Here is a 26,499-nt window from a genome sequence, read left to right as displayed (position 1 = left end):
GTTAAGAATTAAGAGTTGGCTGACGCATTCACTAGTCGCAGAGCTAACTCATCACTCATCACTAAAATGTCGGTTCATCAAACGACTTGTTGCTATTGTGGGGTAGGCTGCGGCATCGTCGTCCGGCAGGAGCCGAATGGGCGCCTGACCGTCGAGGGCGATAAGCAGCACCCGTCGAACCGGGGAATGCTGTGCTCGAAGGGCCTGAACCTCCCGTATACGGTCATGGATCAGTCGGACCGGCTGCTGTATCCGCAGATGCGGCTGGGCCGCTCGATGCCGCTGCAACGGGTGAGCTGGGATGCGGCCCTGGAGCGCACCGCTGCGGTTTTCCGGACGCTGATTCAGAAATACGGCCCGGATTCGGTGGCGTTTTACGTGTCGGGCCAGAGTCTGACGGAAGAATATTACCTGGTCAACAAGCTCATCAAGGGCTTTATCGGTTCCAACAACATCGACACCAACTCACGGCTGTGCATGAGTTCGGCGGTGGTGGGCTACAAGCTGTCGCTCGGCGAAGATGCCGTACCGGTTTGTTACGACGACATCGAGGAAGCCGATGTCTTTTACGTGCAGGGCGCAAATCCGGCCTGGTGCCATCCCATTCTCTGGCGACGCATCGAAGCGCATAAAACCGCCAATCCGCACGTCAAAATCATTTGCGTAGACCCGCGCCGGACCGATACCGCCCGCTCTTCGGACCTGCATTTGCCCATTCGCCCCGGTACCGACATTGTGCTCAACAACGCCATCGGGCGGTTATTGATCGAGAATGGCCATATCGATCCGGATTTTATGCTGGACCATACCGACGGTTTTCCGGCCTACCGCGAACAGGTCCTGCAGCGGACAACCGGGGAAGCGGCCGACCTGTGCGGCATTGAGCCGAATGCCATCCGACAGGCGGCTGCCTGGATCGGGCGGTCGAAGGGTTTTCTGTCGCTCTGGACGATGGGCCTGAACCAGTCGGTGGTGGGCGTCAACAAGAACCTGTCTCTCATCAACTTACACCTCATTACGGGCCGGATCGGAAAACCGGGCAACGGCCCCTTTTCGCTGACGGGTCAGCCGAACGCAATGGGTGGCCGCGAAGTGGGTGGCCTGGCGAACGCGCTGCCCGCCCACCGCGAAGTTACCAATGCCGCCCACCGTGCCGAACTCGAAGCCTTCTGGAACAGCCCGGTCAGGATGGCCCCGCAACCGGGGTTGACGGCCACGGAAATGTTCGAAGCCCTGGCCGATGACAAATTGAAGGCCATCTGGATCATCAACACCAATCCGCTGGTGAGTATGCCGGATGTCAATGCGGTTGAAAAAGCACTGAAAACCGCCCGGTTCGTGGTGGTGCAGGACGTGTCGAACCGGGCCGATACCGTTGCGTTGGCCGATGTGGTGCTGCCCGCGGCCGCCTGGCTCGAAAAAGAAGGCACCATGACCAATGCCGAGCGCCGGATTGCGTACCTGCCCAAAGTACTCGACGCGCCGGGCGAAGCCCTGCCGGATGCCGAAATCATCTGGCGGTTTGCGCACAAAATGGGCTTTGGCGACTCCTTCCGCTATACAAAACCGGCGGAAGTGTATCAGGAATACACCCAGATTACGGCCGGAACGAACGTGGATGTAACGGGCGTAAACTACGAACTGCTCCGGAAAAACCGCACCATCCAATGGCCGTTTCCCAAAAAAGAAATAGCGAACAATGAAGTAAAAAACCCAGAAAACCGGGTAATACCCCCCGGCACGCAGCGGCTTTTCACCGATCACCGGTTTTACACGGCCAACCAGCGCGCTCAGATTCACGCGGTGCCGGACGGCAATGCCTCGGAGCCGACGGATGAAGATTTTCCGCTGGTGCTGACCACAGGCCGCATCCGTGACCAGTGGCACACGATGACCAAAACCGGCCGGGTGGCCAAACTCGGGCAGCATAGTCCGCAGCCGTTCCTGCAAATCCATCCCGATGATGCGGCTCAGCGCGGCATTCGGGAGGGGCAATTGGTAGACGTACGGGGCCGCCGGGGCGAGGTTCGGGTCAGGGCACAGCTCACCGACGATGTGCGGCCCGGTTTGTGTTTCCTGCCGATGCACTGGGGCAAGATTCTGGCGAGCAACCAGGTTCGCGCCAATAACCTGACGAACGCGCTCATCGATCCGCGTTCGAAAGAGCCGGATTTCAAGTTTTCGGCGGTGGAGGTCGTGCCGTATCGAAAACCGGCGGAGAAAATCATTCTCATTGGTGCGGGTTCGGCGGGTCTGGGCTTCATCAACGCGTACCGGGCGCTGGAAACCGGCGAAGACGAGATTCACGTCTTTTCGAAAGAAATCTATCCTTTTTATAACCGGGTGTTGCTGCCCGACTACATCAGCGGGGCGCAGTCGTGGGAACAGCTCGTCAAGTTGCGCGAGGAGCAGTTTGCCGAAAACCGGATTGTGGTCCACAAGGGCGTGGGCATTGTGCGTATCGACCGGAAAGCGAAAGTGGTGACCGACAGCAACGGCATTGACCATTCGTACGACAAATTGTTGCTGGGTACCGGCAGCCGGGCGTTCAGGCCGAAAGGCGTGCCGCCTTTGCCGGGCATTTTCAACATGCGTTCCCGGCTGGATGCCGACTCGCTGCTACCTTATTTAAAACAGGAAAATCCGCACGCGGTCATCGTGGGGGGCGGTTTGCTGGGTCTGGAACTGGCCGCTTCGCTGCGCCAGATCCACGTTCGCGTCACGGTCATCCAGCGGGCAGGGCGGTTCATGGAGCGCCAGATTGATCCATTGGCGAGTGAATTATTGTACCTGGAATTGAAAGACCGGGGCATCGACGTGTACTTCAACGAAGAGGTACAGACGTTTATGGGAACCGGGCGCATCGAAGGCATTCAGTTGAAATCCGGCCAGAAAATACCGTGTCAGGTCGTGGTAATTGCCATCGGCACCGAACCGAACACCGAGCTGGCCCGCGAAGCCGGACTAGCGTGCAACCGGGGCGTGGTGGTCAACGACTACCTGCAAACTTCCGACCCGGCCATTTTTGCCGCCGGGGAACTGGCGCAATGGCGCGGGCAGATGTGGGGCATTACGCTGGCGGCCGAGCAACAGGCCGAAGTAGCCGCCCGCTTTATCGCCGGGGATATTGCCCAGCCCTACCGGGGCAGCGTACTGCTCAGCATCCTGAAAATGGAAGGGTTGCATCTGTGCAGCATCGGGCGGGCCGAAGTGCCCCCGAACGATCCCGGCTACGAAGAAATCGTCTTCATCGACAAGGCGAAACGGTATTACAAAAAGTGCATCGTCCACAACGACAAGCTGGTCGGAGCCATCCTGATCGGGGATAAAAACGAATTTGCGGAATTCCGCGAACTGATTGCCAGCGGGCTGGAGCTTTCCGAAAAACGCCTGCAATTGCTCCGAAGTAGCAAAACCGTCGATCCGGTAGCGGGCAAACTGGTCTGTTCCTGCAACAGCGTCGGCCAGGGCAACCTGGAGCGGGCCATTGCAGCCGGTTGTACCGATTTCCAGCAGCTTTGCCAGCAAACCGGTGCCGGAACCGGCTGCGGCTCCTGCCGCCCGGAGGTGCGGAGTATCCTGGATAAGAGTGAAGAATTAAGAGTTAAGAGTTATGAGTTGGCTCCGCCCGGAAGTTGATTAATGGCGGAGCTAACTCTTAATTCTTAACTCATAACTCTTAACTGATGATGCGTGATTATTACACCTTGAAAATCAACCTTCCCGGCGGGATTGTCTCGCCGGGGACGCTGCAGAACGTGCTGCGGGCGGTGCGGGACGCGAACGGGCGGCAGATCCGGTTTGGCAGCCGGCAGCAGTTGCTCCTGACGGTGCATTACGAAGACCTGAGGGCGCTGGAAAAGACGCTGAAAACGCAGCCCATTCACTATGAGGTCAATACCGACCAGCATCCGAACCTCATCAGTTCGTACTGCGGGGAAGATGTGTTCCGGACGGGTGTCTGGCTGCGCGAGAGCGAGTACCATACGGTGTTGGATCAGTTTGAAGAACCGCCCCGGCTGAAGGTCAACCTGTCGGACTCGAACCAGAGTTTTACGCCGTTCTTTACCGGTAATCTCAATTTCATTGCGTCGCCCGAACCGCATTTCTGGTATCTATACGTGCGGCCGAAGCAGAGCAATACAGTTTTTCGCTGGCCGGATCTGATTTATACCAATGACCTGGGCCGCCTGGCAAAAGCCGTTGAAACGGTCCTGCTCGAACGCTGGGGTCAGGGCGAAACCGCCTTCGACGAAGCGGCTTTGTATGCCGCCGTTACGGGGACGCAGCGGTTTATTACCCAACCCGCTACGCAGGAAGTGGAACTGCCTGAATTTTCATTGCCGTATTACGAAGGCTTCAACCGGTACGGGCAACGGTCGTGGCTGGGGCTTTACCGGCGGGATGAACAATTTTCGGTTGATTTTCTGCTGGATGTCTGCGCCTTATGCCTCAAAACCCGCATCGGTGAAATCTGCGTAACACCCTGGAAGTCACTGATCGTGAAGGGAATCGAGGAGCAAGACCGGGCCGGCTGGTCGTATGTATTGGGGAAACACAACATCAACGTGCGGCATGCCGCCAACGAGCTGGCCTGGCAAACCGAGGACCATACCGACGAAGGACTGCGGCTAAAAAACGACGTCATCCGGTATTTTGAGAAACACGACATGCGGACGTTCGGGCTTTGCTTCGGGGTGCAAACCCGCCCAAAGTCAGAGGTATTTGGCTCGGTGCTGGTGCGCAAACGACCCTTGATTCAGCTTGGGCAGCTGGCGTTGTTCAGCGTGTACGATCTGTATTTTACCGAAAATTTCAACCCGAACAGCCGAACCTATTTCCGGTTTGAAAAAGGGCTGCTGAAAATCTTTCTGCCGAACCAGATCGACCGGCTGTGCCGGAAATTCAGCGCCCGGCGCTGGCTAGAAAACGGGAAAGCGTTGCGGGTAGAAAGTGAACAACCCGAAACCGGTCCCGAAACACCGGGTTGCGTACATCAGTGCCCGTATTGCCTGACCGTATACGATCCGGTTTACGGCGACGACCGGCGCGGCATCTCAGCAGGGGTTCCGTTTGCGGCATTGCCCGCCGATTACACTTGCCCAACCTGCGACGCTCTGAAAAGCGAGATGCAGGAAGTATCGTTAGCTATGATTACGACCGATTAATCTACACCATCCATGCTCTTTCACGCTTTATCTCTTTCGCTCTTTAAACATGAAACTTCACGCCGTCGAAACCGTCTTTTTTGCCTTCGAGAACGATTTTGTCGATACCTTCCGCTGCATTCCTATGGTGGTGCGCTACAAACTTGATACCTGTGGGCTGAAGCTGAAACTGCCCGAATGGGTCAAGTTAAGCGTAGCCGAAAAGCAAGAACTGGCCATCCGGCCGTGTTTCAGCGACGCAGAAATTGCGCACTACCGCCGGTATTTACTCGACCGGGTGGCTGAACGTTGCGTCAAAACCGTCAGCGAATTGCCCCCCGTCGATGCCGCCTGGGACCACCTCGGGGCGGTTCCGGAGGAGGTGCAGCAGAAAGCGCAGGAATGGCAGTGCGCGCCGTTGTCGCTTCAGCAATGGACTCGCCTGGACGTACTGCAACGGTTTGCGTTGGTCAAACTCAGCCGCTCGGGCCACGAAGGCCGGAATTTTCCGCGCGCCCTGGCCGAATTTGGCCTCCGGTTTTAACCGTTATATCTTAAACCAGGTTAAGAATTTTTCTTAATCTAGTTCATCGTTCCGGGCGACCGGACGGCGGTAGCTTTGCAGCGTCAATTCCGTAAAAAATGATAAAAGCCATGCAAACTACCTTGGAAAAACTCCTCGATCTGAATCAACTCGTTCAACACGGACACATCCTGCGGGCGTTCGATACGTATTACCACCCGGACGTCATCATGCAGGAAAACGAATCCGACCCCACAACGGGTAAAAGTGCCAATTACCAGCGCGAGGCCGACTTTGAAGCCAATGTTTCCAACTTTTCGGCCATACCGCTCAAGACGTCGGCCAACGGCAATTATTCCTTTGTCGAGTGGCAGTATGACTACCACCACCGCGAGTGGGGCCACAAGCAGTACAAACAGGTCTCGGTTCAGGAATGGAAAGACGGCCTGATCATCCGGGAAAAATTTTATTACGCTGCATAAGCCGCGATTGCCTTATCTCCCACTTTCCGAATAGTAAACACACCATGAAAACCATCAGCGTACCGGAGGAACACCCTCCGTTTCCCCTGCGCCGGATCGTGTCCACCGGTCACGAAATTGCCCCTTTGATCATCCGCGTTGTTCTGGGCCTCGTGCTGTTTCCGCACGGCGCCCAAAAACTCCTCGGCTGGTTCGGCGGATACGGTTTCGACGGCACCATGACCTTTTTCACGGAAACCGTCCACCTGCCCTACTGGCTGGCCCTGAGCGTCGTTTTGCTCGAGTTTTTCGCTCCCTTTTTCCTGGTTCTGGGCCTGGTCACCCGGGTGATGGCGAGTCTGGTCGGGCTGCTGTTTGTCGGCATCATTCTAACCTCGCACCTCCCATACGGTTTTTTCATGAACTGGTACGGCAACCAGTCGGGCGAAGGCTTTGAGTATCATCTGCTGGTGCTGGCGATGACGGTTTCCCTGCTGCTATCCGGCGGAGGAAAATTATCGATCGATAACCGGCTTCAGTAATACGCACACCGCCTTTTGTTCGCTACCTTAGCGCCTAAAACGAGTCTCTGACGGCACGGTTGGGGGCTCGTTTCCGGCGTATGCAACCATTCGATACCGGCGCTGCCCACGAGCGTATTCTGCGTCACGTTCAGCAACTGATCCAGTTGACGGAGGATGAAAAAGCGTATTTCCTGGAGCAACTCAAACCCCGCGTGCTGCGCCGGAAACAGTTTCTGGTGCAGATGGGTGAAGTTTGCCGGTTCGAAACGTTTGTGGTAAAAGGCTGTCTGCGGGCGTTTGCCGTCGACCCGAAAGGGCAGGAACACGTTGTTTTGTTTGCGCTGGAGGACTGGTGGATTTCCGATTTTCAAAGCCTTTCGACCGAACAACCCGCGACCCTGTACGTGGAAGCGCTGGAAGAAACCCACGTGCTGCAAATCGAAAAAAAGGAACTGGAACAGTTATACCTGGCGGTTCCGGCCTTCGAGCGGTTTTTCCGTCTGAAACTGCAAAACGCCTTTATCTCGTTTCAAAACCGGATTTTTTCGACCATCAGCCAGACGGCGGAAGAACGGTATCTGGCTTTCCGCCAGCGGTATCCGCTCATCGAGCAACGCGTCCCGCAGTACCTGATTGCGTCGTACCTGGGCTTCACGCCCGAGTTTCTCAGCAAAATTCGCCGGGAACTTGCCACCCGCCGTTAAACCCCGGTTTTTCCCAAGCGGTTTTATTTCGCAACCCCCTTGCGCACCGCTCTGACCGTCTGCCAGGCGGTTTTTCGGAGTTGAGCCGCAAAATCAGCGGGCACACCTTCGGGAAGAAAGGTCAGATCGACCGGCGATTCGCTGAACAGAAAACCGTACCAGACCAGCCCGCCCAGGTAGCAACCGGCGTTGCTGGCGTGGTGTGAATCGAACTCCAGTTTGGTTTTGTTCCAGCGGTAGCCAACGTGCAGCGAATGAGCCTGATTCGGCAGGTCGGGAGCCTGCGCGCTGGCGGCCTCAAAACCGGTGTCTTTCCGGAAGCCCCACTTCGGATCGGAACTGATCCGCCAGAAGGCATCGCCGACGGGCATGACCGCCACACCCAGTTCGCGGGCAATCGTATGGTAAGCCGCCCGCGATTTTTCCCACATTTCCTTTTCACTCTGGGCCATCGTTTTACCGGCCACCTTGCCAAAACCGTCGGCATCGGCGCGGTAGGCCCACGTCTGGTGGAACACCACCCGGGCCGACGGCTGCAACTTTTTAATGTAGTCGTACAGCTTTTGCGCGTACGGCCGGTAGGTTTCCACATCGCCCGACAGCATGGAATATTGCTGCAGCGTCACCACATCCCAAACGCCATCCGACAGCAGCATTTTCAGCGATTTTCCGTTGTAGGCCTTTCCTTTCGGATCGTCCGGGTTGGCTTCGGCGGCTTCCACCAGTTCCCAGTGCCGTTGCAGCGAACAACCACCCAGTTCGGCGCGACCAATGACCAATGTATGACCGCCTTCTTTGCTCAGTTTCGGTAAATACCGGGCCGCGTTGCCGGAAAAGCTGTTTCCGATGATGAACAGGTGCAGCGGTTTTTCGTTCTTTTGCCCCGGAACCGCCGGCGGGCCCGCTTGCGAAAAGGCGGTTTTTCCGGTGAAAACAAGAAGAAAAAGGACAAAAATAGCAACGGATTTCCGAAGCCAGGCGACGCCAGACGTTGAATGCATGCTGATCCGATTAAAGCAACAAATGCTACGGAAAGGCTCAAAACCGGTTTTTATACTATTGAATGGGAACACCCCGGGCGGCCCTCCCCGGCGGCCCTGCTTTTTATTTGCCCGGAAACAGGTATTTCGTGACGATTACGAAGAAAGCCGTCACGTTGACGGTCGTGGAGCCGATCAGGGCGATGGTCACGGCCTGCGGAATATCCAGAACGTGTAATCCTTCGGCGATGATAATGCCCAGAATGACAACCAGCCAGAAAACCACCATCCAGAATATCCACTGGGCGAATTTTTTGCGTTCCTGAATGTCCTGCGCCAGCCCAAGCAGGCGCGTCTTGCGCTCTTCTTCGTCGTACTGATTGAATTCGCGTTGGGAAAGACTGCTGCTGCGTGGGTCGGTCGATGATGATTCGATCAGCTTCCGGAAGTTTTCTTTCGCTTTTTCGTTGCCTTCATTCTCCGACATCGCGTCTGATAATTTCGGTGAAATATTCTTTGATCAAGTCGTTGTCGATGCCTTCCCTTTCCACCGCCCCGCCGTCGTTGCGGCTCACAGCCTGATCCCAGGGCGACCCTTCGACGTGGGTCCAGTTCGAGAGTTGAATGGCACTATAATCCTTGGCAATGTCCCAGGCAAAATTGATGGAATCCTGGGCCTGCCGGTCCAGTTCTTCGTCGGAGTCGGCAACGGGAAAAGGGGTCGTAATCGGGTTATTTCCAAACCGTTTGAAGCGGGCGTATACGTCGGGAATCACCGGACCGTACGACCAGGCCTGTACTTCTTCGGCGATGAGCGGTTTTTCGTGCCGGGCCAGGTGCAGACCGTGCGCCATGTAAATGAGCTTCTGGAGCTTCATCGGCGTCAGGGGTCGGCCTTCGGCGATGGCCTTGTTGATAAACTGTCTGGCAATGAGCAAAGCCGGGTACATACCTTCGTATTGATTGTTTACTTTCGGCCGGTCACTGAGGCCTTTTTGTCGCGCTCAGTCCGGTAATTCTGGGGCTACCCTTCTCTTCGCACCCCCTGAAAATCAAGGTATAAAGATACAACGAACCGGCTTAATTTCCACGCTTCCGGGTTTCAAATCAGTGCGGTTCCGGGTGTTCGAGCGTCAGGCTACCGGCGCTCTTCCGGCCGGTTTTCAGCGGACGGGTCAGCGAATAGGCCCGACTCAGGTATTGGACAATATCGGTTCCGTCGTCGCTCGGAAAAAAGCCCCGCGAATGGTGTAACGCATTGACAAACAGAACCGCCGTCACCTCCTCCGGAAATTTCATCCAGATTGCCCGAATGCCCTGATACTGGGTCAGTTTCAGGTACCACCAGCCGTCGTGGTAGCTGATCGGCCCCTCGGAAGTCGTTCCGGCAAAGCTCCCCAGGCGGTTTGTCAATAGGGTATCTTTCCAGGCCGCCGTCAGTACGCTTTGGTCGGCGGTCGACAAAACCGTAGCAAACAACTTTCCGGCTTCCGAAGGCGTCAGATACCAGCCATAAGCGCCGACGGTATTGGTAAAATTCCCCGGATTCCAGCCCGAAAGCCCGCCCAGCGGATACGCATACGCATACGTCGGATCGACCGGGGGCTGATTGGCAAGTACATCGCGAATCCCAACGGGCTCAAAGATAGTTTTCTGGACGTATTCCAGGTAGTGCTGCTGCGTCTGCTGATCGTCGGTCAGGTCATTGCCGGTAAACGCATACCCCAGTATCCCCGGAATCAGAACGCGAAATAAACCAAAATTGGCATTCTGGTAGCAATAACTTCCCCGGTTGGTGCTCCGAACGCCCTTTTCCACCAGTTGTCGGAGGCCCCCCCAGTTGTTTTCGGCGAAGGCACCATTCTGACAGGTATTGCCAAGACCGATAATCCCGCTCCGGTGGGTCATCAGGTCCCGGAACGTTATTTGGTCGATGTTCTCACCCTTGATCCAGGCCGGAGGCAGATACGGCGCAATTTTGTCGGTGGTTTTGAGGCCCTTTTCGGCCGCCAGGTGCAGAAACGCTATAGCCGTGATGGTCTTGCTCAGACTCGCAACGTGCATTTTCGTGTTTAGCGTGAACGGCTTCTCCCCTTCCGGTTCGGTAATCCGGGATTTCGACCCACCACTGCCCGATGCCCGCACTTCGCCTTTTTCCAGAATGACAAAACCGTATCCGATATTCCTGGTTTTCAGCGAATCATCGAGCGCCTTCCCCAAATAATCGAACCAGGTGAGCGGTTCGGGTGTCCTATCGGCCTCCCCTTTCCGGCAGCTAGTTCCCACCAGCCCCAGCAGCAATAGCAGACCGATGCCCGGTATTCGACGGATTATGTTATGCAGTGCGCGCATGAAATCTTCCCAATCACGAAGTCAAAGGTAACTGATCACTGGAATCAAAGAACAAAAAGCCGGACGAATCCGTCGGGCGGTTTTCAGCCCGTGCCAAACCAGTTACTATTTTGCGTAGGCAGTTCATTTCCAAACCCGTGATTCGTGCTATCTTTGCAGCTTTTACGGTTCTATCCTCCTTCTTTTTATGTTCCTCGCCGTCGACGCAGGCAATTCCAATACGGTTTTTGGCTTATACGATCAGCAGCAATGGCGGCACGTCTGGCGGACGCGCTCGCTGCTCGAAGAACCCATGGCGTTTCATCTCACCGACCGGATCGCGGGTGATTCGGACGCCGTCCCGGCCGAACGGGACCGTTATGAACGATTGCTGCGGTTGTGGCTGCTGGAAGCCAATATCCCCGTCACGGCGATCCAGTCGATTGTAATCAGCAGTGTGGTCCCCGAACTTACGCCGACCCTGCGAACCACGCTCGCCCGGCTTTTTAATCTGGAACCGATTGTGGTCGGTCCGGCCATCTATCCGGCCCTGCCCCTCCAGGTACTCCGGCCCTACGCCATTGGTACCGACCTGGTTGCCAACGCCTTAGCGGCTCACCTTCGCTATCAGAAAAACTGTGTGGTAGTCGATTTCGGAACGGCGCTAACCTTTACAACGGTTACGGCCGAAGGACAAATTGCGGGCGTTGCCATTGCGCCGGGCCTGAAAACCGCCGTGCGTTCCCTGTTTTCCAATACCGCCCAATTACCGGAAGTCCCGCTGGTGATGCCCGAGTCGGCCCTGGGCACCAGCACCGCCCATGCCATTCAGGCTGGCGTTATTCTGGGCTACGAGGGGTTGGTCCGCTCGCTCATCAGCCGCATCCGGACCGAGATGAACGGCGATTGCCTGGCCGTCGCTACGGGCGGCATGGTTTCGGCCATTCCATCCTTATACCCGGATTACGTGGAAGTCGTGCCGCACCTCACCCTCGATGGTATTCGGGAAATCGGGCTGCGCGTCTAACGTAGCTCCGGTCGTGACGATGTCACTGTTCCGTATTTTTATCGGTATTCGCGCCCCCTTTCTTCCGTTTTCGCAACGCTTCATGGAGGATAAACTCAATCTGCCCGTTCACGCTCCGAAACTCCTCCTGTGCCCAGCGTTCGAGTTCCTTCAGCGTGTCGGGATTGATCCGTAACACAAATGCTTTTTTCTCCGCAGCCATTCTTTCAGTTAAGAATTAAAAAGTAAGAGTTAAAAGTTGCATGGACATCCTCAGATAGGGGCAGCCTATTTTTAACTTTTAACTTTTAATTCTTAACTATATAGGGTTCCGGCATTGACGACGGGGCTGACCGATTTTTCCCCGCAAAGTACGACCAGCAGGTTGCTGACCATCGCGGCTTTGCGTTCTTCGTCGAGCGTTACCACGTCTTTTTCGGCCAGGCGGGCCAGTGCCATTTCGACCATCCCAACGGCCCCTTCGACAATCTGTTTCCGGGCCGACACCACGGCGGTGGCCTGCTGACGTTGCAGCATCGCTCCGGCAATTTCGGGGGCGTAGGCCAGGTGACTGATCCGGGCTTCGATCACATCGACCCCGGCACGTTCCAGCCGTTCATTCAGTTCCTTTTCCAGCAGCACGTTGATCTGGCCCGTACTGTCGCGGAGCGTCACCGGCGCATCTTCGTCTTCCAGGCTGTCGTAGGCGCAGGTGCTGGCCAGGTGCCGCACGGCCGCTTCCGACTGAATCTGCACGAAGAGCGTATAATCATCCACCTCAAAAAGCGCCTTGGCGGTATCAGCCACCTGCCAGACCACAACGGCGGCAATTTCAATGGGATTTCCCATTTTGTCGTTCACCTTGAGCGTTTGTCCGTTCAGGTTACGGGCCCGAAGGCTGATTTTGCGTTTCCGATACAGCGGATTCACCCAGCGCAGACCGGTTTGCCGCATCGTACCCATATAATCCCCGAAAAACGTCGTGACCACGCCTTCTTTGGGATTAATCACCGCCAGGCCGCTCATTAATACAATGGAAATAAAGCCGGAAATAAGGCCAAGGGCAAAGGCTTCGGAGGCAAATCCGTAAGCTGCGACCCCGAGTAGAATCAAAGCGATCAGCAGCAAAATATAGCCGGAAAGCGAGGTAAGGTTCTTTTCATTCATGGCATTTGTGATAGTATTTTGATATCACAATAATAGCTTATTTTTTAATTCTTCACCAAACATTTTTGGATGTGCGGTCAATTTTTGCCGGGAATACCGCCAGATTCCGGATAAAGTAATCCGCCAGATTCCATTCCATCCGCTGAATCCGTGTTCTCATCTACTATATTTGCGAATCTTTTCAAATTCAAGATGATACTGAGCGAACAGGAGATAAACCGGCGCAACAAGCGCGAAGAACTCATGCGGATGGGCATCGACCCCTACCCCGCCGAATTGTTTGAGGTCAACGTCACCGCGGCTGACATTCATAAGAATTACGAACGCAACAAGACCGATTATAAAAGCATTGCCATTGCGGGCCGGTTGATGAGTTTCCGCATCATGGGCTCGGCTTCGTTCGCAGAGCTGCAGGACGCTACGGGCCGGATTCAGCTCTATTTCCGGCGCGACGACCTCTGCCCCGGCGAGGATAAAACGCTGTACAACACGGTTTTCAAAAAACTGCTCGATATTGGTGATATCATCGGCGTCAACGGCTACGTCTTCACGACCCAAACCGGCGAAATCTCCATCCATGTAACCGAGTTCAAACTCCTGACCAAATCGCTGCGGCCTTTACCCATCGTGAAGGAAGTTGTGGATGAGCAGGGCAACAAACAAACCTACGACGCTTTCTCCGACCCCGAACAGCGGTACCGCCAGCGGTATGTCGATTTGATCGTGAACCCGGAGGTTCGAAAAACCTTCATTCAGCGGACCCAACTGGTCAACTCGATCCGGACGTTTTTGAGCAATCACGGGTACCTGGAAGTTGAAACGCCGATCCTGCAACCCATTCACGGGGGCGCGGCCGCCCGGCCTTTCCGCACCCACCACAATACGCTCGACATGACGCTCTACCTGCGGATCGCCAACGAACTGTATCTGAAACGGCTGATCGTGGGCGGCTACGACGGCGTTTTCGAGTTTGCAAAAGATTTCCGCAACGAGGGCATGAGCCGGTTTCACAACCCGGAGTTTACGCAGGTCGAGCTGTACGTGGCTTACAAGGACTACAACTGGATGATGGATCTCATCGAGGAAATGGTCGAAAAAATTGCGCTGGACCTGCACGGCAAAACCGAGGTGCCAGTGGGCGACAAGATCATCAACTTCCAGCGTCCCTGGAAGCGGTTTACCATGTTCGAAGCGATTCAGGAGTATACCGGCGTCGATGTGTCGGCGATGGGCGAAGACGAACTCCGGCAGGTCGCCGAAAACCGGGGCATCAAAACCGACAGCACGATGGGCAAATCGAAGCTCATCGACGAACTGTTTGGCGAAGCCGTGGAAGGCAATCTGATTCAGCCGACCTTTATCACCGATTATCCGGTTGAAATGTCACCCTTGACCAAAAAACACCGGAACAAACCGGGGCTGGTGGAGCGGTTCGAAGCCATTTGCAACGGCAAGGAAATTGCCAACGCCTACTCGGAGTTGAACGACCCGATCGACCAGCGGGCCCGGTTTGAGGAACAGCTTGAACTGGCGAAACGGGGCGACGAGGAAGCGATGGCGATGGACGAGGATTTCCTGCGCGCGCTCGAATACGGCATGCCCCCCACGGCGGGTGTCGGTCTGGGCATCGACCGGCTGGCGATGATCATGACCAACCAGCCGTCGATTCAGGATGTGTTGTTTTTCCCGCAAATGCGTCCCGAAAAGAAAATTGAACTTTCGACCGAGGCCGATTACGAGCAGTTGGGCATTCCGGCGGGCTGGATTCCGGCTTTGCAGAAAATGGGTTACCAGCACGTCAGCCAGTTGAACGGAGCCAACGCCAACAAGATTTTCAACGATCTGGGCGGAATGCGGAAGAAACTGAAACTGGATGTGGCCATGCCGACCCTCGATCAGGTGAAAAGCTGGACGGGGCAATGATAAAAAACCGCCGATGATCGACTACATTTCGGTAAAACAGGCCCTCTTTGAACGTTGCCAGCAGTACGTTGCCCAGCGGATCGAAACCGCCAAAACCGCCATGGAAGCGGCCCAGGCAGCCGCCAATGAAGAGTCGAAAAGCAGTGCGGGCGACAAATACGAAACCGGGCGGGCGATGGCGCAGCTTGAGCGCGACCGGCACGCCCAGCAACTGGCCGAAGCCCTCAAACTTCAGCAGGAACTGACCCGGATTGATAGCGGCAGGAGTTACACGAGCGGACAGCCGGGGGGGCTGGTGTTAACGAGTCAGGGTCATTTTTTCATCGCAATCAGCGCGGGGAAAATGACCCTGAACCAAACCGATTACTTTGCCGTCTCAGCGGCTTCGCCCATCGGCGTTCGGTTAAACCACGCCAAACCGGGTGACGAACTGGCGTTTAATGGCAAGTCGATTCGGGTTCTGGCGGTGTATTAGCATAGGATAGATATGCAGGACACGAGTGAAAAGACGTAAGCCATCCCGAAGTCTTTTCGCTTTTCTCTCTAATCTCTTTGCTCTCAAAACATAAAAAACCCCGGTCGTCTGGCCGGGGTTTTTATGTTGGCGAAGGAGGGGTTCTTAATACGATCCTTCCAATTTTTTCACTTTCACGGCATTAAGGCCTTTCTTCCCTTCGATTACTTCGAAAGAGACCCGGTCTGTTTCCCGAATAGTCGTGCCATTCAGGCCAGTAATGTGGACGAAAATGTCACGGTTCGTATCATCTTCGACGATAAATCCGTAGCCTTTGCTCTCGTTGAAAAATTTGACAACACCTGTTTGCATAAAACTTAAAAAATTAAAAATAAAACATTACTGAACTGGGATATTCTTAACAAAAGTCTTCAAACAGGTTCCAGGTTAACACACGAAATGGGCGATACGGATGGAACTGGCCGTCTATGCATTGACTTTGTTGAATAGCAAAATATGTTAACTTTTTTTAGACAACGCCTTAGTAAACACAAAGTAACAAAAATTGTCACGAATATGTAAACAATTTTTTTTGAAATTAATTGACTTATTTATTGACACAATTAAACAAAAAGCTTTTTCGCTCAATATTTATTCTAAACAAATCGTTAGGGAGATTGTTGATACCGTTTGTTCGATATATCTTTGATAAGCTAACAAATCCTAGGAGGCCACTTTGCGAGGACAGCTGGTCTTATTTTTGATCTTGTACTGATTATCAGGACTATTATTCCGATGAATAAGCTCAGGTACTTTGTCGAAAGTCAGGCGTTTGGCGTTTGCACGCGTCTGGGCGAGATGATGAACATTTCCGCCAGCAGCATTCGCCTGTATTTTATCTACACTTCGTGCCTCACACTGGGGTCGCCGGTTGTCCTTTACCTGATTATGGCATTCTGGATGGAAATGCGAAAACACCTCCGACGCCACCATCACCCGACCGTCTGGGAGTTATAATTTCCTTTTTTACTGGTTTTTTCGAAGGTCCCGAAACGTTTTGCGGCCTTTGGCAAAATACTGCCAGATAATGCTGTGCGGGTAAATCTGCGGGTGCGTAATGCGGTTATTACGCAGCTCGGCCAGCGCATTCCGTTGCTGGCGCAAAAACGGTAGCCAGCTGTAAAAGGCAAAGTGGGCCCGCAAAATCGCCAGCGTATCCCGCCAGTGTCCAGACACCAGCAAGCGCCCCCCCGACAATCCATCCAGCACCAGCCGGATCAGAATGTTCAGAAAGACGTGCCCCGTCGGCAGGTTTTTGTACAGCATCGCCAGGCTGTTGCGGTAATTCAGGAAGGTTTTGTGCGGATTGGATTTGTGAAGCGTTCCGCCCCCCACGTGGAAAACCGTGGAATCCGGGCAATACCAGATCTGGTAGCCCGCATTTTTGGCCCGCCAGCACCAGTCAATTTCTTCCATGTGCGCAAAAAACCGGGGATCAAAACCGTCGAGCCGGTGAAACACGTCGGCCCGAACGAGCATACACGCACCCGTGGCCCAGAAGATTTCCCGGGCGTCGTCGTACTGGTGCTGATCCGTTTCGAGGGTATCGAAAAGTCGCCCCCGGCAAAACGGATAACCCAGGTAATCGATGTACCCCCCGGCGGCTCCGGCATATTCGAATAGCTGCGGCTGTTTAAAATCCCGGAGTTTGGGCTGACAGGCCGCAATCCGGGGATTCGCTTCCAGCAACTGCCGGAGCGGTTGCAGCCAGCCCGCGCTGACGTCAACATCGGAATTCAGCAACAGGTAATAGGTCGCTTCAATTTGCTTCAAGGCAGCATTGTACCCCCCCGCGTAGCCCAGATTAACCGGCAATTGAATGAGTCGTACCTCCGGAAACGTTTCCTGTAAAAAAGCAACGGACCCATCCGACGAATGGTTGTCGGCCACATACACCGGAAAGCCTTCCGAATGCGTCAATACCGACGGTAAAAACCGTTCCAGGAAGGATTTCCCGTTGTAATTCAGGATTACAATGGCAATCTGATCCATGCCCTACGACATCATACTGCCCAGGTCGAAACCGGGGATATTGGGCAACAAGCCTTCGGTTGCCTTCTGAAGATGGGCTTTGATTTTCGGTTCCACGTTCTCAAGGGCCTTGTTGGTAGCAGCAACGACCAGATCCTGCAGCATCTCGCGCTCGTCGGGCCGGATCAACTCCTGGTCGATTTCCAGCCGAATAATCTGTTTCAGGCCATTGACGGTTACCCGAACCATCCCCGCACCCGATTCTCCTGATTCAGTAATGGTATTCAGGCTAGCCTGCGCATCTTTCATGCGCGACTGAAACTCCTTCACCTTACCGAACATATCCATCATATTGAACATACTACAAACAAAAAATGAGGTGAGACAAAAGACAAGCAAAACCAACCACACCGAATTTGTCCGGGCAAAGGTAGGAAGGAATGAACAGACCGCCCGGTTTTCCTTCCTCTTTTGTCGGCGGTCGGGCTTCCATTGTCTATTTAATCAGTAACACGGCCCCCACCTTTTCTGTTTTTGTCCCGTTCTGATCCGTTACCACGACCCGGTAGGCATACGACCCGGGAGCGGCAGGCTGCCCCCCGATTTTCCCATCCCAGCCTTCCCGGCTTTCGGAATGAAACACCACCTCGCCCCAGCGGTTATAGACCGTCAGCCGGATGGATTCGGCGTAGGTGCTGCCCTTCACTTCCAGCAGATCGTTGACGCCGTCGCCATTGGGCGAAAAAGCGTCGGGCATGAAGACACGGGGCGTTTGTACGAATGTATAAAAGTTGGAATAACTGATGGCTCCGGATTTCGAAACCGCCTTGACCCGAAACCGGAACTGCTGCTCGTCGGGATTGTTGCCGGGATGATAGGACGTCTGCCGGCCAACGGATACTTCTTCCCATACCACTCCGCTGGCATCAATTTTTTCGATGACGTACCGGTCAATTTCTTCGTCCGCGAACGGCGAATCCGCCGTCCAGTCGATGGTGGACGCGGAGTTTGAAGCCAGGTAAATCGTACAGACCGTTCGGGAAGGTTCCGACGAAACCCCGCAGGCGTTCTGGTACACCACTTCGTAGCAGTACGACTGGTTTTGCGGCTGTACGCCCCCATCCTGGTGAATGTTCCGGTTGATTTCTTCGGCGGTTTGCTCAAACGAGTCCCCTGGTGCACCCCGGCGGAAAACGATCATTTTATAACTCGGATTCTGCGAAGTCGGAACGGGCGGTAACCCACGCAAATCGACCCGGTTATCGCCGTTGACCGACACCTGTACCGTGGAGAAAGGCGGGGGAGTCACCGACGAACGCACCGTCACGCACACCCGGTCGGACACTACTTCCGTCGATCCGGCCACGGAGGTTACCTGGTAGCAATATTCTTCGTTGCAGTTGAGTCCCTGCGTATCCGTATACGCTGTCGTTCCGGCACTGGCTATCGTTTGCAGGGGAGCACCGTTACGCGTAAGGTCATACGACTTAAAATCGGCCCAATTACCGGCCGCGCTCCAGGTCAAAACGTTCTGCTGCTCTTTTGCTTCCACGGTCAGCCCCAGGCTGCACACCACGTCGGACTCAAACTTCTGTCCGCAGGCATCCAGCGAAACCAACTTAAAACAGGCCGGATGGGATACAATGCTGCCAATCGATAAAGCTCCATTGCCCACGCGGGAAACCGGCGTCGGGTTGAACACGCCAGCCGCCCCCTCATGATAGAGTGTAACCTGCTGCTTATCACCAGCCTTAACCTGAAAAGTAATCGTATTCCCACTCGTTACTACCCGGGTGATCGACGGTTTGCTAAACTCGTTACTGAGCATGGGGGTTACCTGCTGGAACGACCCTCCTCCGCAATTGAGTCCCTGATAGTTCCCGGTTACTTTAATGATATAATTTGCACTGTTCGCGTACGTATGGGTAATCCCCGCGAGGGCGGTTTTAGGAACCGTTTGTAGAGGGCTGCCGTCGTTCCAGTCCACCAGAAATTCGTCGTACTGGCTGGCCACGGCGTCGTTGACGATGTCGACAAACACTTTCCGGTCGGCACAAGTGAACGCCCGAAAGTTCGGCGGAGTCGCATCTAACACCTCTATTTCCTGACAGGCAACCGAACCGGTATTGACACTTCCTATCTGGAGAATTTTGTACCGCCCCGGTCGGGTAAACGTATGGGTGATATCGGCAACACCGGATTTCGCAGCTACGGGATCTCCCCCCTTGTAATCATATACGTACAGAAAAATATTATCCGGACTCGCGGTGGTATTCTTAACGGTAACGGTAAATGGAGCACATCCTTTTAGAGCAGATACCGAAAAACCGCCTTTCGCAGCCGCAGCCGGAGGGTTCACGCACCAATCGATAGTTGTTTGAGCAAGCGCATTAAAATTCAAAACAAAAACCGCCCCGATCAGGAAAAACTGAACCCCATACCGGACAAATCCCTTAAAACCGGCCGACCATTCCCTGACAACTTTCACGAGCGGTAGAATTTTTCGTAACGATAACGACGTTTCTGATTAAAACGACCAAAACACAAATTTAGCGTATCGAACGTATCTTTGTGGAACAATGTTCTGAAGACATGAGGGCAAAGGCACGAGAGAAAAGGTATAAACCGTACGGCGTAATCCCGGCAACGGGTCTTTTATCTCCCATCTCTTGTCTGTTATCTCAAGTCATTACTCCATATGATGAGCAATAATAATACCAATTCCGGGAGTCTGCTGGATCGGATCGAAGACGCGATTCAGGATATCCGCGACGGAAAAATCATTATCGTCGTCGATGACGAAGACCGGGAAAACGAGGGCGATATGATCTGCGCAGCGGAAAAAATTACGCCCGAAATGGTGAACTTCATGATCCGGGAAGGCCGGGGCCTGATGTGCGCCCCATTGACCGAAGCGCGCTGTCACGAACTGGGGCTGGAAATGATGGTGGGCAACAACACCTCGGTTCATACCACCCCGTTTACGGTTTCGGTCGATCTGCTGGGCAACGGTTGTACCACGGGAATTTCGGCCAGCGACCGTTCCAAAACCATTCAGGCACTCGTCGATCCGAACACCAAACCCGAAGACCTGGGGCGCCCGGGGCACATTTTCCCACTACGGGCGGTCGATGGCGGAGTTATTCGCCGGGCCGGTCATACAGAAGCGGCTATTGACTTTGCCCACCTGGCGGGGCTGCAACCGGCGGGCGTCCTGATCGAAGTGCTGAACGAAGACGGTACGATGGCCCGTTTGCCGCAACTGCGCGAAATTGCCGACAAATTCGGCATGAAACTGGTCAGCATTCAGGATCTGATCGAATACCGGCTGCGACAGGAAAGCCTGATCCGGCGCGAAATTGGCGTTCAGATGCCGACCGAATACGGTGATTTTGAACTCATTGCCTACAAACAGATTAATACCGACGATACGCACCTAGCGCTGGTCAAAGGAACCTGGCAGAAAAATGAGCCGGTTTTGGTACGCGTTCACTCGTCCTGCGTGACGGGCGATATTTTCGGCTCGTGCCGCTGCGACTGCGGGGAACAGTTGCATGCCTCCATGCAAATGGTGGAGAAGGAAGGCAGGGGCGTCGTGCTGTATATGTTTCAGGAAGGCCGGGGTATTGGGCTTATGAACAAACTGAAGGCCTATAAATTACAGGAAATGGGTCGTGATACCGTCGAAGCCAACCTGGAACTCGGCCTGCCGATGGATGCCCGGGATTACGGCGTGGGCGCGCAGATTCTGCGGGATCTGGGCATCACCAAACTCCGGCTGATTTCCAACAATCCCAAAAAACGGGCCGGCCTGATGGGCTACGGACTGGAAATTGTTGAAACCGTGCCGATCGATATTCAACCGAACCCGCATAATGTCGTGTACCTGCGCACCAAGCGCGACAAAATGGGACACATTCTCAAGCATTTAACCGATCAGGTTGGCTGATTTATCCGAATGGAATTCCCAAGCCCGTCTTCACCGACGGGCTTTTTTTGTACTTTCTGGTCCGACACGCAACCCTTTACGCCCTTTTTCCGTACTGCCTCCGAATCGATTCAACAGGGCGCGTTCTGTAGTTCTAACCTTTTTATCTACTTGCTATGAAAACGAAATGGATTGCGACCCCGGTGGTCGCCCTGTTGGTTATTATCGGTTCGTTAACCCAATCCTGTGATAAAGATACGGACGATACCCCATCAACCCCAGATCCGGCTATTAACCTCACCAGCACTTCTCTAGGCAATGTTTTAACGGACGAAACCGGCCGGACACTTTATTTCTTTTCCAACGATTACGACAGCACCGGCGCATCGACCTGCACCGGCGGCTGTCTGACAAACTGGCCCGTCTTTTACCGGGAAAGCCCTAAACTGGCCAGTGGTCTGAACGCTTCCGATTTCGGAACGATCACCCGGGCCGACGGCAGTAAACAGACCACCTACCACAGCTGGCCTTTGTATTATTTCAAGGACGACGCCAAAACGGGCGATGTGAAGGGTGAAAACGTGAGCAACATCTGGTTCGTGGCCAAACCGAATTATTCGATCATGATCGCCAGTGCGCAACTGGTCGGGCATAACGGCAAATCCTATACGTCTGACTACAAGGAAGGAACCGGAAAAACGGTTTACTTCACCGATGGCATGGGCCGGACGCTGTACGGTTTTCGAAACGATAAGAAAAATAAGAATAACTTTACAAAGGAAGATTTTAGTAACAATGCGGTTTGGCCTGTCTACGAAGAAACCCTGAAAGAAGTGCCTTCGACCATCGACAAATCGCTGTTTGGTTCGATCACGGTGGCCGGACACCAGCAGCTGACCTTCAAAGGCTGGCCGCTGTATTATTTCCAGCAGGATAACGGCAAGCGGGGTCTGAACAAAGGTATCAGTTTTCCGCAACCGGGCGTCTGGCCGATTATCAACAAAGACATACCGGAAGCACCCGTGCCGTGATCGTCAGCGGTCTTCAGTGAGTCGGTTCTGCGTTTTTCTCTGTTCTGCCAACCGATGATTCGTTTATTGTTATTAGTTTAGGCACGACTGCCTCATGAACTATCCACAAGGAACGAAAAAGAGAACCGCTCACTGAAGACCGCCAACAATTTTGCCGACTGACGCAACCCGTTTGTGCCGATCCGCGTATTGACGACAGAAACCCGACGTATGACCGTTCCCTCCCCAGATATCGCCGGACTGTTACAGGAATGCCAAAACGGCAATCGCAGAAGCCAGGAGCAGCTTTACCGGCAGTTCTATGGGTATGCGATGGGGATCTGCCTGCGGTATTCGCACAACCGTGACGAAGCCGTGGAGATTTTGAATGATGGTTTTATGAAGGTATTTACCCGGTCGAGCTTATACCGCCCGGAAGTGCCGTTCAAGATGTGGTTGCGTCGGATCATGATCAATACCGCCCTTGACTATTACCGACAGAATTTGAAACACCGGTACCACGAGGATATTGATCAGGCCGGTCAGTTGCCCGACGTTGACGCCAGCGCCCTCGACCAGCTGAGCTACGGGGAATTGATGGAAGTCGTTCAGTTGCTGACACCTGCTTACCGACTGGTTTTCAACTTGTATGCTATTGATGGGTACACCCACGAGGAAATTGCCAGTCAACTGTCCATTTCAGTTGGTACCTCAAAATCCAATCTGGCGCGGGCCCGTGAACAATTGAAAAATTTATTAAACCGTAGATGCCATGGCGAGTTTGCAAGAACTTCCCGATGACGAACTGGATAAGCTCTTCCGGTCGTCTGCCGGGGAGTTTGAGCCGCCTTACAATGCTGGGGATTGGAACAGCCTGCGCCGGCGTCTCGATGACGACGACCGCAAGCGGCTCCTCGACCGGTTTATTTACTGGGGTTTACCGTTGCTCTTGCTGTTGCTAACGACGGTTTCGCTGCTGTCTCCATCAACGGAGGTTCGTTCGTCGGCCCAGGTGGTTACCAAACGTCCGGGCGTCGTTTCGACACCGGAAGCGGGTGCTCCGGCTTCCTCCGATCACCAAGACAAGGCTCCGGCGGTTGCCGGCGAAGCGGAATCTTCCAGGACGAAATCCGCAGCAGCAACGGCATCTACCGAAATCGTTTCTGCGAACGACCCTACCCGCGAAAACCGGAACCTCGAAAAACCGGCAGACAAACGGCCCTCGGTGCCGCCTGCCGGATCCGAACAACCGGAAACGGAATCAAAAGCCATTACCCGCCCGTCAAAACCGGGTACAGTGGTGACCGGAAAACCGGCTGATGCCCCTGTGACTCCCGTCGGAACAACCCGCCGGATTGCCGAAAACCGGCTCGCAAAAACCAGCCGCACCGGATTCGCCAGACGTACGGATTCAAAACGCGATACCGGAAATGGGTCGAAAAATCTCAAGGGGTCGGATACGGTTTCCGACGGCATTTCGAGTCCGGTTTTCAGCCGGAGAAACCGGCGAGAAACCGGCTTGGGGGCTCCGGTGAATCCGGGTGAAGGCCGCGAATCGAATGCCTCGCCGGTGAACACGGTGCAGGAAACGGCTCCCTTTGCGCTGCGGGGCAATCTGTCGTACATCAGCGCCCGGACGCCCAACCAACCGATTTTACCCCGAATACCGGAACCGGATCTGGAACCGGTGGCTCCGCCGGTCGTTCCGAACGCTGGCCCTCCACCCCTCCCGGTGATCGGTTATCCCGCGCTGTCGGTACGGTTTGTCCTGGCTCCCGACTGGAATTTTGTCGGAAAAAGTACGAAAGCGGCTACGGATTTTCAGTTGGGCCTGCTCGGTGAATTTCGGTTTGCTCGCCGGTTTACGATCCAGAGCGGGGTCATCCGGTCGGTGAAAAAATACACCGCTGCGGCTTCGGATTATACCAAACCGGAGCACTGGTACGGTCCATCCTACGAAAGCGTCGCGGCAGTCTGTACGATTCTGGATATTCCGGTCAATTTGCGATTCGATGCGCTGGTGAACGAACGCCAGCGGTGGTTTATCAGCTCCGGTTTTTCGTCCTACATCATGCAGAAAGAATATTACAAGTACCAGTATCCGTATGGCGTCAACCCGTCTCAAAAAAAATACGAAGAATGGTCGGGCCAAAGCGGGTTTCACGAATTCAGTCACTTGAATTTCTCACTGGGTTATGAACGTACTTTCAGTCCCGACGGCCCCCTGCGCCGGTTTTCCTGGCAGGTAGAACCTTTCCTCAAATACGCCCGGCGGTCTACACTGGGTTACGGTAAAATCCGGTTGACGAGTACCGGTTTGTTTTTCTCGTTGCGCTACCGGCTTTGAGAGACACTTTTTCTTACCTGTCTTCCAGTAGCCGTAAATAATGTATCTACATTTATTCACAACCTATTTACTAGTATGGAGACCAATCAACAAGAGCCGATCAAAAGAAGTGAGTTTATTCGGAGTTTAGGGCTGAGCAGCGCGGCTTTGATGGCCTTTTATTGCATGGGCGCCCTGACGTCCTGTTCCAAAGGGGGGTCGGATGATCCGGACCCGACCCCGAATCCGGGCGGTAAAGTCGACTTTACGATTGACCTCAACAACAGCGCTTATGCCGACCTGAAGGATGCCGCCAAAAAATTTGTCTATAAGGATGATGTGCTGATTGCCCAGGCTAAAAACGGCAATTACATCGCAGTGGCAAAAATCTGCACGCACGAAGGCAATTTGGTAACCTACCGGCCTACGGTCGATAACCTTTACTGTCCGAACCACGGTTCCGAATACGACCTCACGGGCAAGGTAACGGTTCCGGCCGTTTCGAATCAGGCCAACCTGAAGCAGTATAAAACCGCCCTCAACGGAACCAGTTTGCGCGTCTTTGAGGAGTAATCCCGAATTCTGTTTATCATTTGTGCCCGATGGCGTCGGGTTTGCGGGGACGAAACGGGAAAACCGGACGCTATCACCTAATTTGCCTACTTACTTTATGAAGCATCTGCTGATTGTTTGCCTGTTCCTGCTGGCCTACGGGCCGCTACGGGCCCAGGATTCGACCCGCGTCCGGACAGCCGCGCCGGCTGATACCAACGTGAAAGCACCCGCCAATGCCGACGATCTGCTGGCCGAACTGGCCGACAGTACCACCGATGCGCAGGAGTTGCTGCCGAAGAAGATGGTTTTCACCCAGCGGGCGTTCTGGGGGCCGAAAGGGCTGCTTCGGGTCACGAAGATCGCTCCGCTGTCGCCCGAGGGCCGCGAAAAAGAACTGAAGATTCGGCGGACTTTTCTGGTGAGCCATCAGGTGCTGGGGTTTGTCACGCTGGCCGGTTTTGTGGCACAGGGCATTCTGGGTTCGCAACTGTATAACGCCAAAGGGCTGGATTATTCCCGCATCAAGGAGAAGCACGAGACGGTGGCCACCTTTATCAACTTCTCGTACGGCACCACGGCCCTGCTCTCGCTCACGTCGCCCCCCGGGTTGCCCACCAGCAGCCAGAAACGCGGTTTCAGCTCGATCAAACTCCACCGCGCGCTGGCGATTCTTCACCTGACCGGCATGGTAACCACCAATATTCTGTCCCACAAAGTGGCCAAAAACCCGGAATTGAAGCCCTACCACCGGGCAGCGGCTTTTACCACGTTCGGGGCCTACGCGGCTGCTATCATCGCCATTAAAATCAAGTAAGACACTTCTCACACCAAAATTTCTGTCATGACTGCTTTTTCATATCAGAAGCTGATGGGCTGGCTGTTGCTCATCAGCGCCGGATTGGTCGCCTTTCACCAACCGAATCAGACGGCGGCATTGGCCAAACGGAAACTGCTGGCCGACCGGTCGAAATCAACGATTACGTACGCAATGAGCCACCCGATGCACAGTTTTGAGGGAGTTAGCCGGGATGTAGCCTGCGTGATCGTGATCGACGATGCCAACAAGGTCGAAAGTGTGGCCGCAGCCGCTAAAGTGTCCAGTTTCGACAGCGATAACGCCAACCGCGATTCGCACGCGCTGGAAAAGCTGGAAGCCCTGAAATACCCCAAAGTAACGTTCGCAAGCACCGACGTCGAGCAGGATGGTAACAAGCTGACAGTCGCAGGGAACCTGACGTTTCATGGCGTAACCCGGCCCATTGTGATTCAGGCCATGCGGCAGGATGAGAATGGCCAGATCACCATCCGGGGAACTTTTGAAATCAAATTATCCGATTATAAAGTGGAAAAACCGTCGCTGATGATGGTTGCGGTCAACGAAGAAGTGAAGGTGCGGCTTCTGATGGTCTTCAAAAATACCGAATCATAA

At 54.4% G+C, this 26,499-nt stretch carries 27 protein-coding genes; 17 read left to right on the top strand and 10 right to left on the bottom strand.

Annotated features, from left to right (window positions below; genetic code table 11):
• The first annotated feature begins 66 nt into the window (after positions 1–66).
• From ACFPMF_RS11400 to ACFPMF_RS11375, 6 genes are all read left to right on the top strand, one after another.
• A complete protein-coding gene (locus tag ACFPMF_RS11400) occupies positions 67–3,639 on the top strand; it encodes a molybdopterin-dependent oxidoreductase (RefSeq protein WP_379844680.1) in 3,573 nt (1,190 codons plus the stop codon).
• A gap of 50 nt (positions 3,640–3,689) precedes the next feature.
• Positions 3,690–5,168 carry a rubredoxin gene (locus tag ACFPMF_RS11395; RefSeq protein ID WP_379844678.1) on the top strand — a complete coding sequence of 493 codons (1,479 nt, stop codon included), beginning with the start codon at positions 3,690–3,692 and terminating at the stop codon, positions 5,166–5,168.
• 49 nt (positions 5,169–5,217) lie between these two features.
• A complete protein-coding gene (locus tag ACFPMF_RS11390) occupies positions 5,218–5,691 on the top strand; it encodes a nitrate reductase associated protein (RefSeq protein ID WP_379844676.1) in 474 nt (157 codons plus the stop codon).
• 110 nt (positions 5,692–5,801) lie between these two features.
• Complete coding sequence (locus ACFPMF_RS11385; RefSeq protein ID WP_379844673.1) at positions 5,802–6,152, top strand: nuclear transport factor 2 family protein; 351 nt, start codon at positions 5,802–5,804, stop codon at positions 6,150–6,152.
• A 44-nt stretch (positions 6,153–6,196) separates the two neighbouring features.
• Positions 6,197–6,673, top strand: a complete 477-nt coding sequence (locus tag ACFPMF_RS11380) for a DoxX family protein (RefSeq protein ID WP_379844671.1) — start codon at positions 6,197–6,199, stop codon at positions 6,671–6,673.
• Between the two features lie 80 nt (positions 6,674–6,753).
• The gene (locus ACFPMF_RS11375; protein WP_379844668.1) at positions 6,754–7,359 is read left to right on the top strand and encodes a Crp/Fnr family transcriptional regulator; all 606 of its coding nucleotides are present in this window, start codon (positions 6,754–6,756) and stop codon (positions 7,357–7,359) included.
• Positions 7,360–7,382: 23 nt separating this feature from the next.
• Here the strand turns inward: ACFPMF_RS11375 and ACFPMF_RS11370 are convergent, their stop codons facing one another.
• The 4 genes from ACFPMF_RS11370 to ACFPMF_RS11355 all read right to left on the bottom strand — a co-directional run bounded on the left by ACFPMF_RS11370 (position 7,383) and on the right by ACFPMF_RS11355 (position 10,691).
• A complete protein-coding gene (locus ACFPMF_RS11370; protein WP_379844666.1) occupies positions 7,383–8,360 on the bottom strand; it encodes a DUF4886 domain-containing protein in 978 nt (325 codons plus the stop codon).
• 103 nt (positions 8,361–8,463) lie between these two features.
• Positions 8,464–8,826, bottom strand: coding sequence for a hypothetical protein (locus ACFPMF_RS11365; RefSeq protein WP_379844663.1), 363 nt, complete (start codon positions 8,824–8,826; stop codon positions 8,464–8,466).
• Entirely contained in the window at positions 8,813–9,289 is a 477-nt protein-coding gene (locus ACFPMF_RS11360; protein ID WP_379844661.1) for a Panacea domain-containing protein, read from the bottom strand. Before ACFPMF_RS11360 ends, ACFPMF_RS11365 begins: the two co-directional genes overlap by 14 nt.
• Before the next feature lie 157 nt (positions 9,290–9,446).
• Positions 9,447–10,691 carry a serine hydrolase domain-containing protein gene (locus tag ACFPMF_RS11355; RefSeq protein WP_379844659.1) on the bottom strand — a complete coding sequence of 415 codons (1,245 nt, stop codon included), beginning with the start codon at positions 10,689–10,691 and terminating at the stop codon, positions 9,447–9,449.
• A gap of 187 nt (positions 10,692–10,878) precedes the next feature.
• Here ACFPMF_RS11355 and ACFPMF_RS11350 point away from each other — a divergent pair, with 187 nt between their 5' ends.
• A complete protein-coding gene (locus ACFPMF_RS11350; RefSeq protein WP_379844657.1) occupies positions 10,879–11,697 on the top strand; it encodes a type III pantothenate kinase in 819 nt (272 codons plus the stop codon).
• Between the two features lie 22 nt (positions 11,698–11,719).
• Here the strand turns inward: ACFPMF_RS11350 and ACFPMF_RS11345 are convergent, their stop codons facing one another.
• Positions 11,720–11,899, bottom strand: a complete 180-nt coding sequence (locus ACFPMF_RS11345; protein WP_379844654.1) for a type II toxin-antitoxin system antitoxin — start codon at positions 11,897–11,899, stop codon at positions 11,720–11,722.
• Positions 11,900–11,991: 92 nt separating this feature from the next.
• Complete coding sequence (locus tag ACFPMF_RS11340) at positions 11,992–12,843, bottom strand: SPFH domain-containing protein (RefSeq protein WP_379844651.1); 852 nt, start codon at positions 12,841–12,843, stop codon at positions 11,992–11,994.
• Between the two features lie 192 nt (positions 12,844–13,035).
• Here ACFPMF_RS11340 and lysS point away from each other — a divergent pair, with 192 nt between their 5' ends.
• Together lysS and ACFPMF_RS11330 are read left to right on the top strand one after the other, a co-directional pair.
• A complete protein-coding gene (gene lysS / locus ACFPMF_RS11335; RefSeq protein WP_379844649.1) occupies positions 13,036–14,766 on the top strand; it encodes a lysine--tRNA ligase in 1,731 nt (576 codons plus the stop codon).
• A 13-nt stretch (positions 14,767–14,779) separates the two neighbouring features.
• Entirely contained in the window at positions 14,780–15,241 is a 462-nt protein-coding gene (locus ACFPMF_RS11330) for a 3-oxoacyl-ACP synthase (RefSeq protein ID WP_379844646.1), read from the top strand.
• A 144-nt stretch (positions 15,242–15,385) separates the two neighbouring features.
• Here the strand turns inward: ACFPMF_RS11330 and ACFPMF_RS11325 are convergent, their stop codons facing one another.
• Positions 15,386–15,592, bottom strand: a complete 207-nt coding sequence (locus ACFPMF_RS11325) for a cold-shock protein (protein ID WP_111626300.1) — start codon at positions 15,590–15,592, stop codon at positions 15,386–15,388.
• 423 nt (positions 15,593–16,015) lie between these two features.
• On the opposite strand from ACFPMF_RS11325, the gene ACFPMF_RS11320 reads away from it, so the two are divergent.
• Positions 16,016–16,237, top strand: a complete 222-nt coding sequence (locus ACFPMF_RS11320; protein WP_379844642.1) for a PspC domain-containing protein — start codon at positions 16,016–16,018, stop codon at positions 16,235–16,237.
• Positions 16,238–16,246: 9 nt separating this feature from the next.
• Here ACFPMF_RS11320 and ACFPMF_RS11315 read toward each other — a convergent pair whose 3' ends face one another.
• The 3 genes from ACFPMF_RS11315 to ACFPMF_RS11305 all read right to left on the bottom strand — a co-directional run bounded on the left by ACFPMF_RS11315 (position 16,247) and on the right by ACFPMF_RS11305 (position 19,739).
• The gene (locus tag ACFPMF_RS11315) at positions 16,247–17,272 is read right to left on the bottom strand and encodes a glycosyltransferase family 2 protein (protein ID WP_379844640.1); all 1,026 of its coding nucleotides are present in this window, start codon (positions 17,270–17,272) and stop codon (positions 16,247–16,249) included.
• A gap of 3 nt (positions 17,273–17,275) precedes the next feature.
• Positions 17,276–17,611, bottom strand: coding sequence for a YbaB/EbfC family nucleoid-associated protein (locus tag ACFPMF_RS11310; protein ID WP_379844638.1), 336 nt, complete (start codon positions 17,609–17,611; stop codon positions 17,276–17,278).
• A 136-nt stretch (positions 17,612–17,747) separates the two neighbouring features.
• Positions 17,748–19,739: a T9SS type B sorting domain-containing protein gene (locus ACFPMF_RS11305; RefSeq protein ID WP_379844635.1), complete on the bottom strand. Its 1,992-nt coding sequence runs from the start codon at positions 19,737–19,739 to the stop codon at positions 17,748–17,750.
• A gap of 213 nt (positions 19,740–19,952) precedes the next feature.
• On the opposite strand from ACFPMF_RS11305, the gene ACFPMF_RS11300 reads away from it, so the two are divergent.
• The 7 genes from ACFPMF_RS11300 (at position 19,953) to ACFPMF_RS11270 (ending at position 26,499) form a co-directional block, all read left to right on the top strand.
• Positions 19,953–21,200 carry a bifunctional 3,4-dihydroxy-2-butanone-4-phosphate synthase/GTP cyclohydrolase II gene (locus ACFPMF_RS11300; protein WP_379845868.1) on the top strand — a complete coding sequence of 416 codons (1,248 nt, stop codon included), beginning with the start codon at positions 19,953–19,955 and terminating at the stop codon, positions 21,198–21,200.
• 155 nt (positions 21,201–21,355) lie between these two features.
• Complete coding sequence (locus tag ACFPMF_RS11295; protein ID WP_379844632.1) at positions 21,356–22,210, top strand: hypothetical protein; 855 nt, start codon at positions 21,356–21,358, stop codon at positions 22,208–22,210.
• A 210-nt stretch (positions 22,211–22,420) separates the two neighbouring features.
• The gene (locus ACFPMF_RS11290; protein ID WP_379844630.1) at positions 22,421–22,990 is read left to right on the top strand and encodes an RNA polymerase sigma factor; all 570 of its coding nucleotides are present in this window, start codon (positions 22,421–22,423) and stop codon (positions 22,988–22,990) included.
• A complete protein-coding gene (locus ACFPMF_RS11285; RefSeq protein WP_379844628.1) occupies positions 22,962–24,536 on the top strand; it encodes a hypothetical protein in 1,575 nt (524 codons plus the stop codon). The genes ACFPMF_RS11290 and ACFPMF_RS11285 overlap by 29 nt, the downstream gene beginning before the upstream one ends.
• A gap of 75 nt (positions 24,537–24,611) precedes the next feature.
• Positions 24,612–25,088, top strand: coding sequence for a QcrA and Rieske domain-containing protein (locus ACFPMF_RS11280; protein ID WP_379844626.1), 477 nt, complete (start codon positions 24,612–24,614; stop codon positions 25,086–25,088).
• A 97-nt stretch (positions 25,089–25,185) separates the two neighbouring features.
• Complete coding sequence (locus ACFPMF_RS11275) at positions 25,186–25,884, top strand: hypothetical protein (RefSeq protein WP_379844624.1); 699 nt, start codon at positions 25,186–25,188, stop codon at positions 25,882–25,884.
• 27 nt (positions 25,885–25,911) lie between these two features.
• Positions 25,912–26,499, top strand: coding sequence for a YceI family protein (locus tag ACFPMF_RS11270; protein ID WP_379844622.1), 588 nt, complete (start codon positions 25,912–25,914; stop codon positions 26,497–26,499).

The sequence above is a fragment of the Larkinella bovis genome (assembly GCF_042655385.1).
GTDB lineage: Bacteria > Bacteroidota > Bacteroidia > Cytophagales > Spirosomataceae > Larkinella > Larkinella bovis.
The sequence above is the reverse complement of the archived record's forward strand: the minus strand, read 5'-3'. Positions and strand labels throughout refer to the sequence as shown.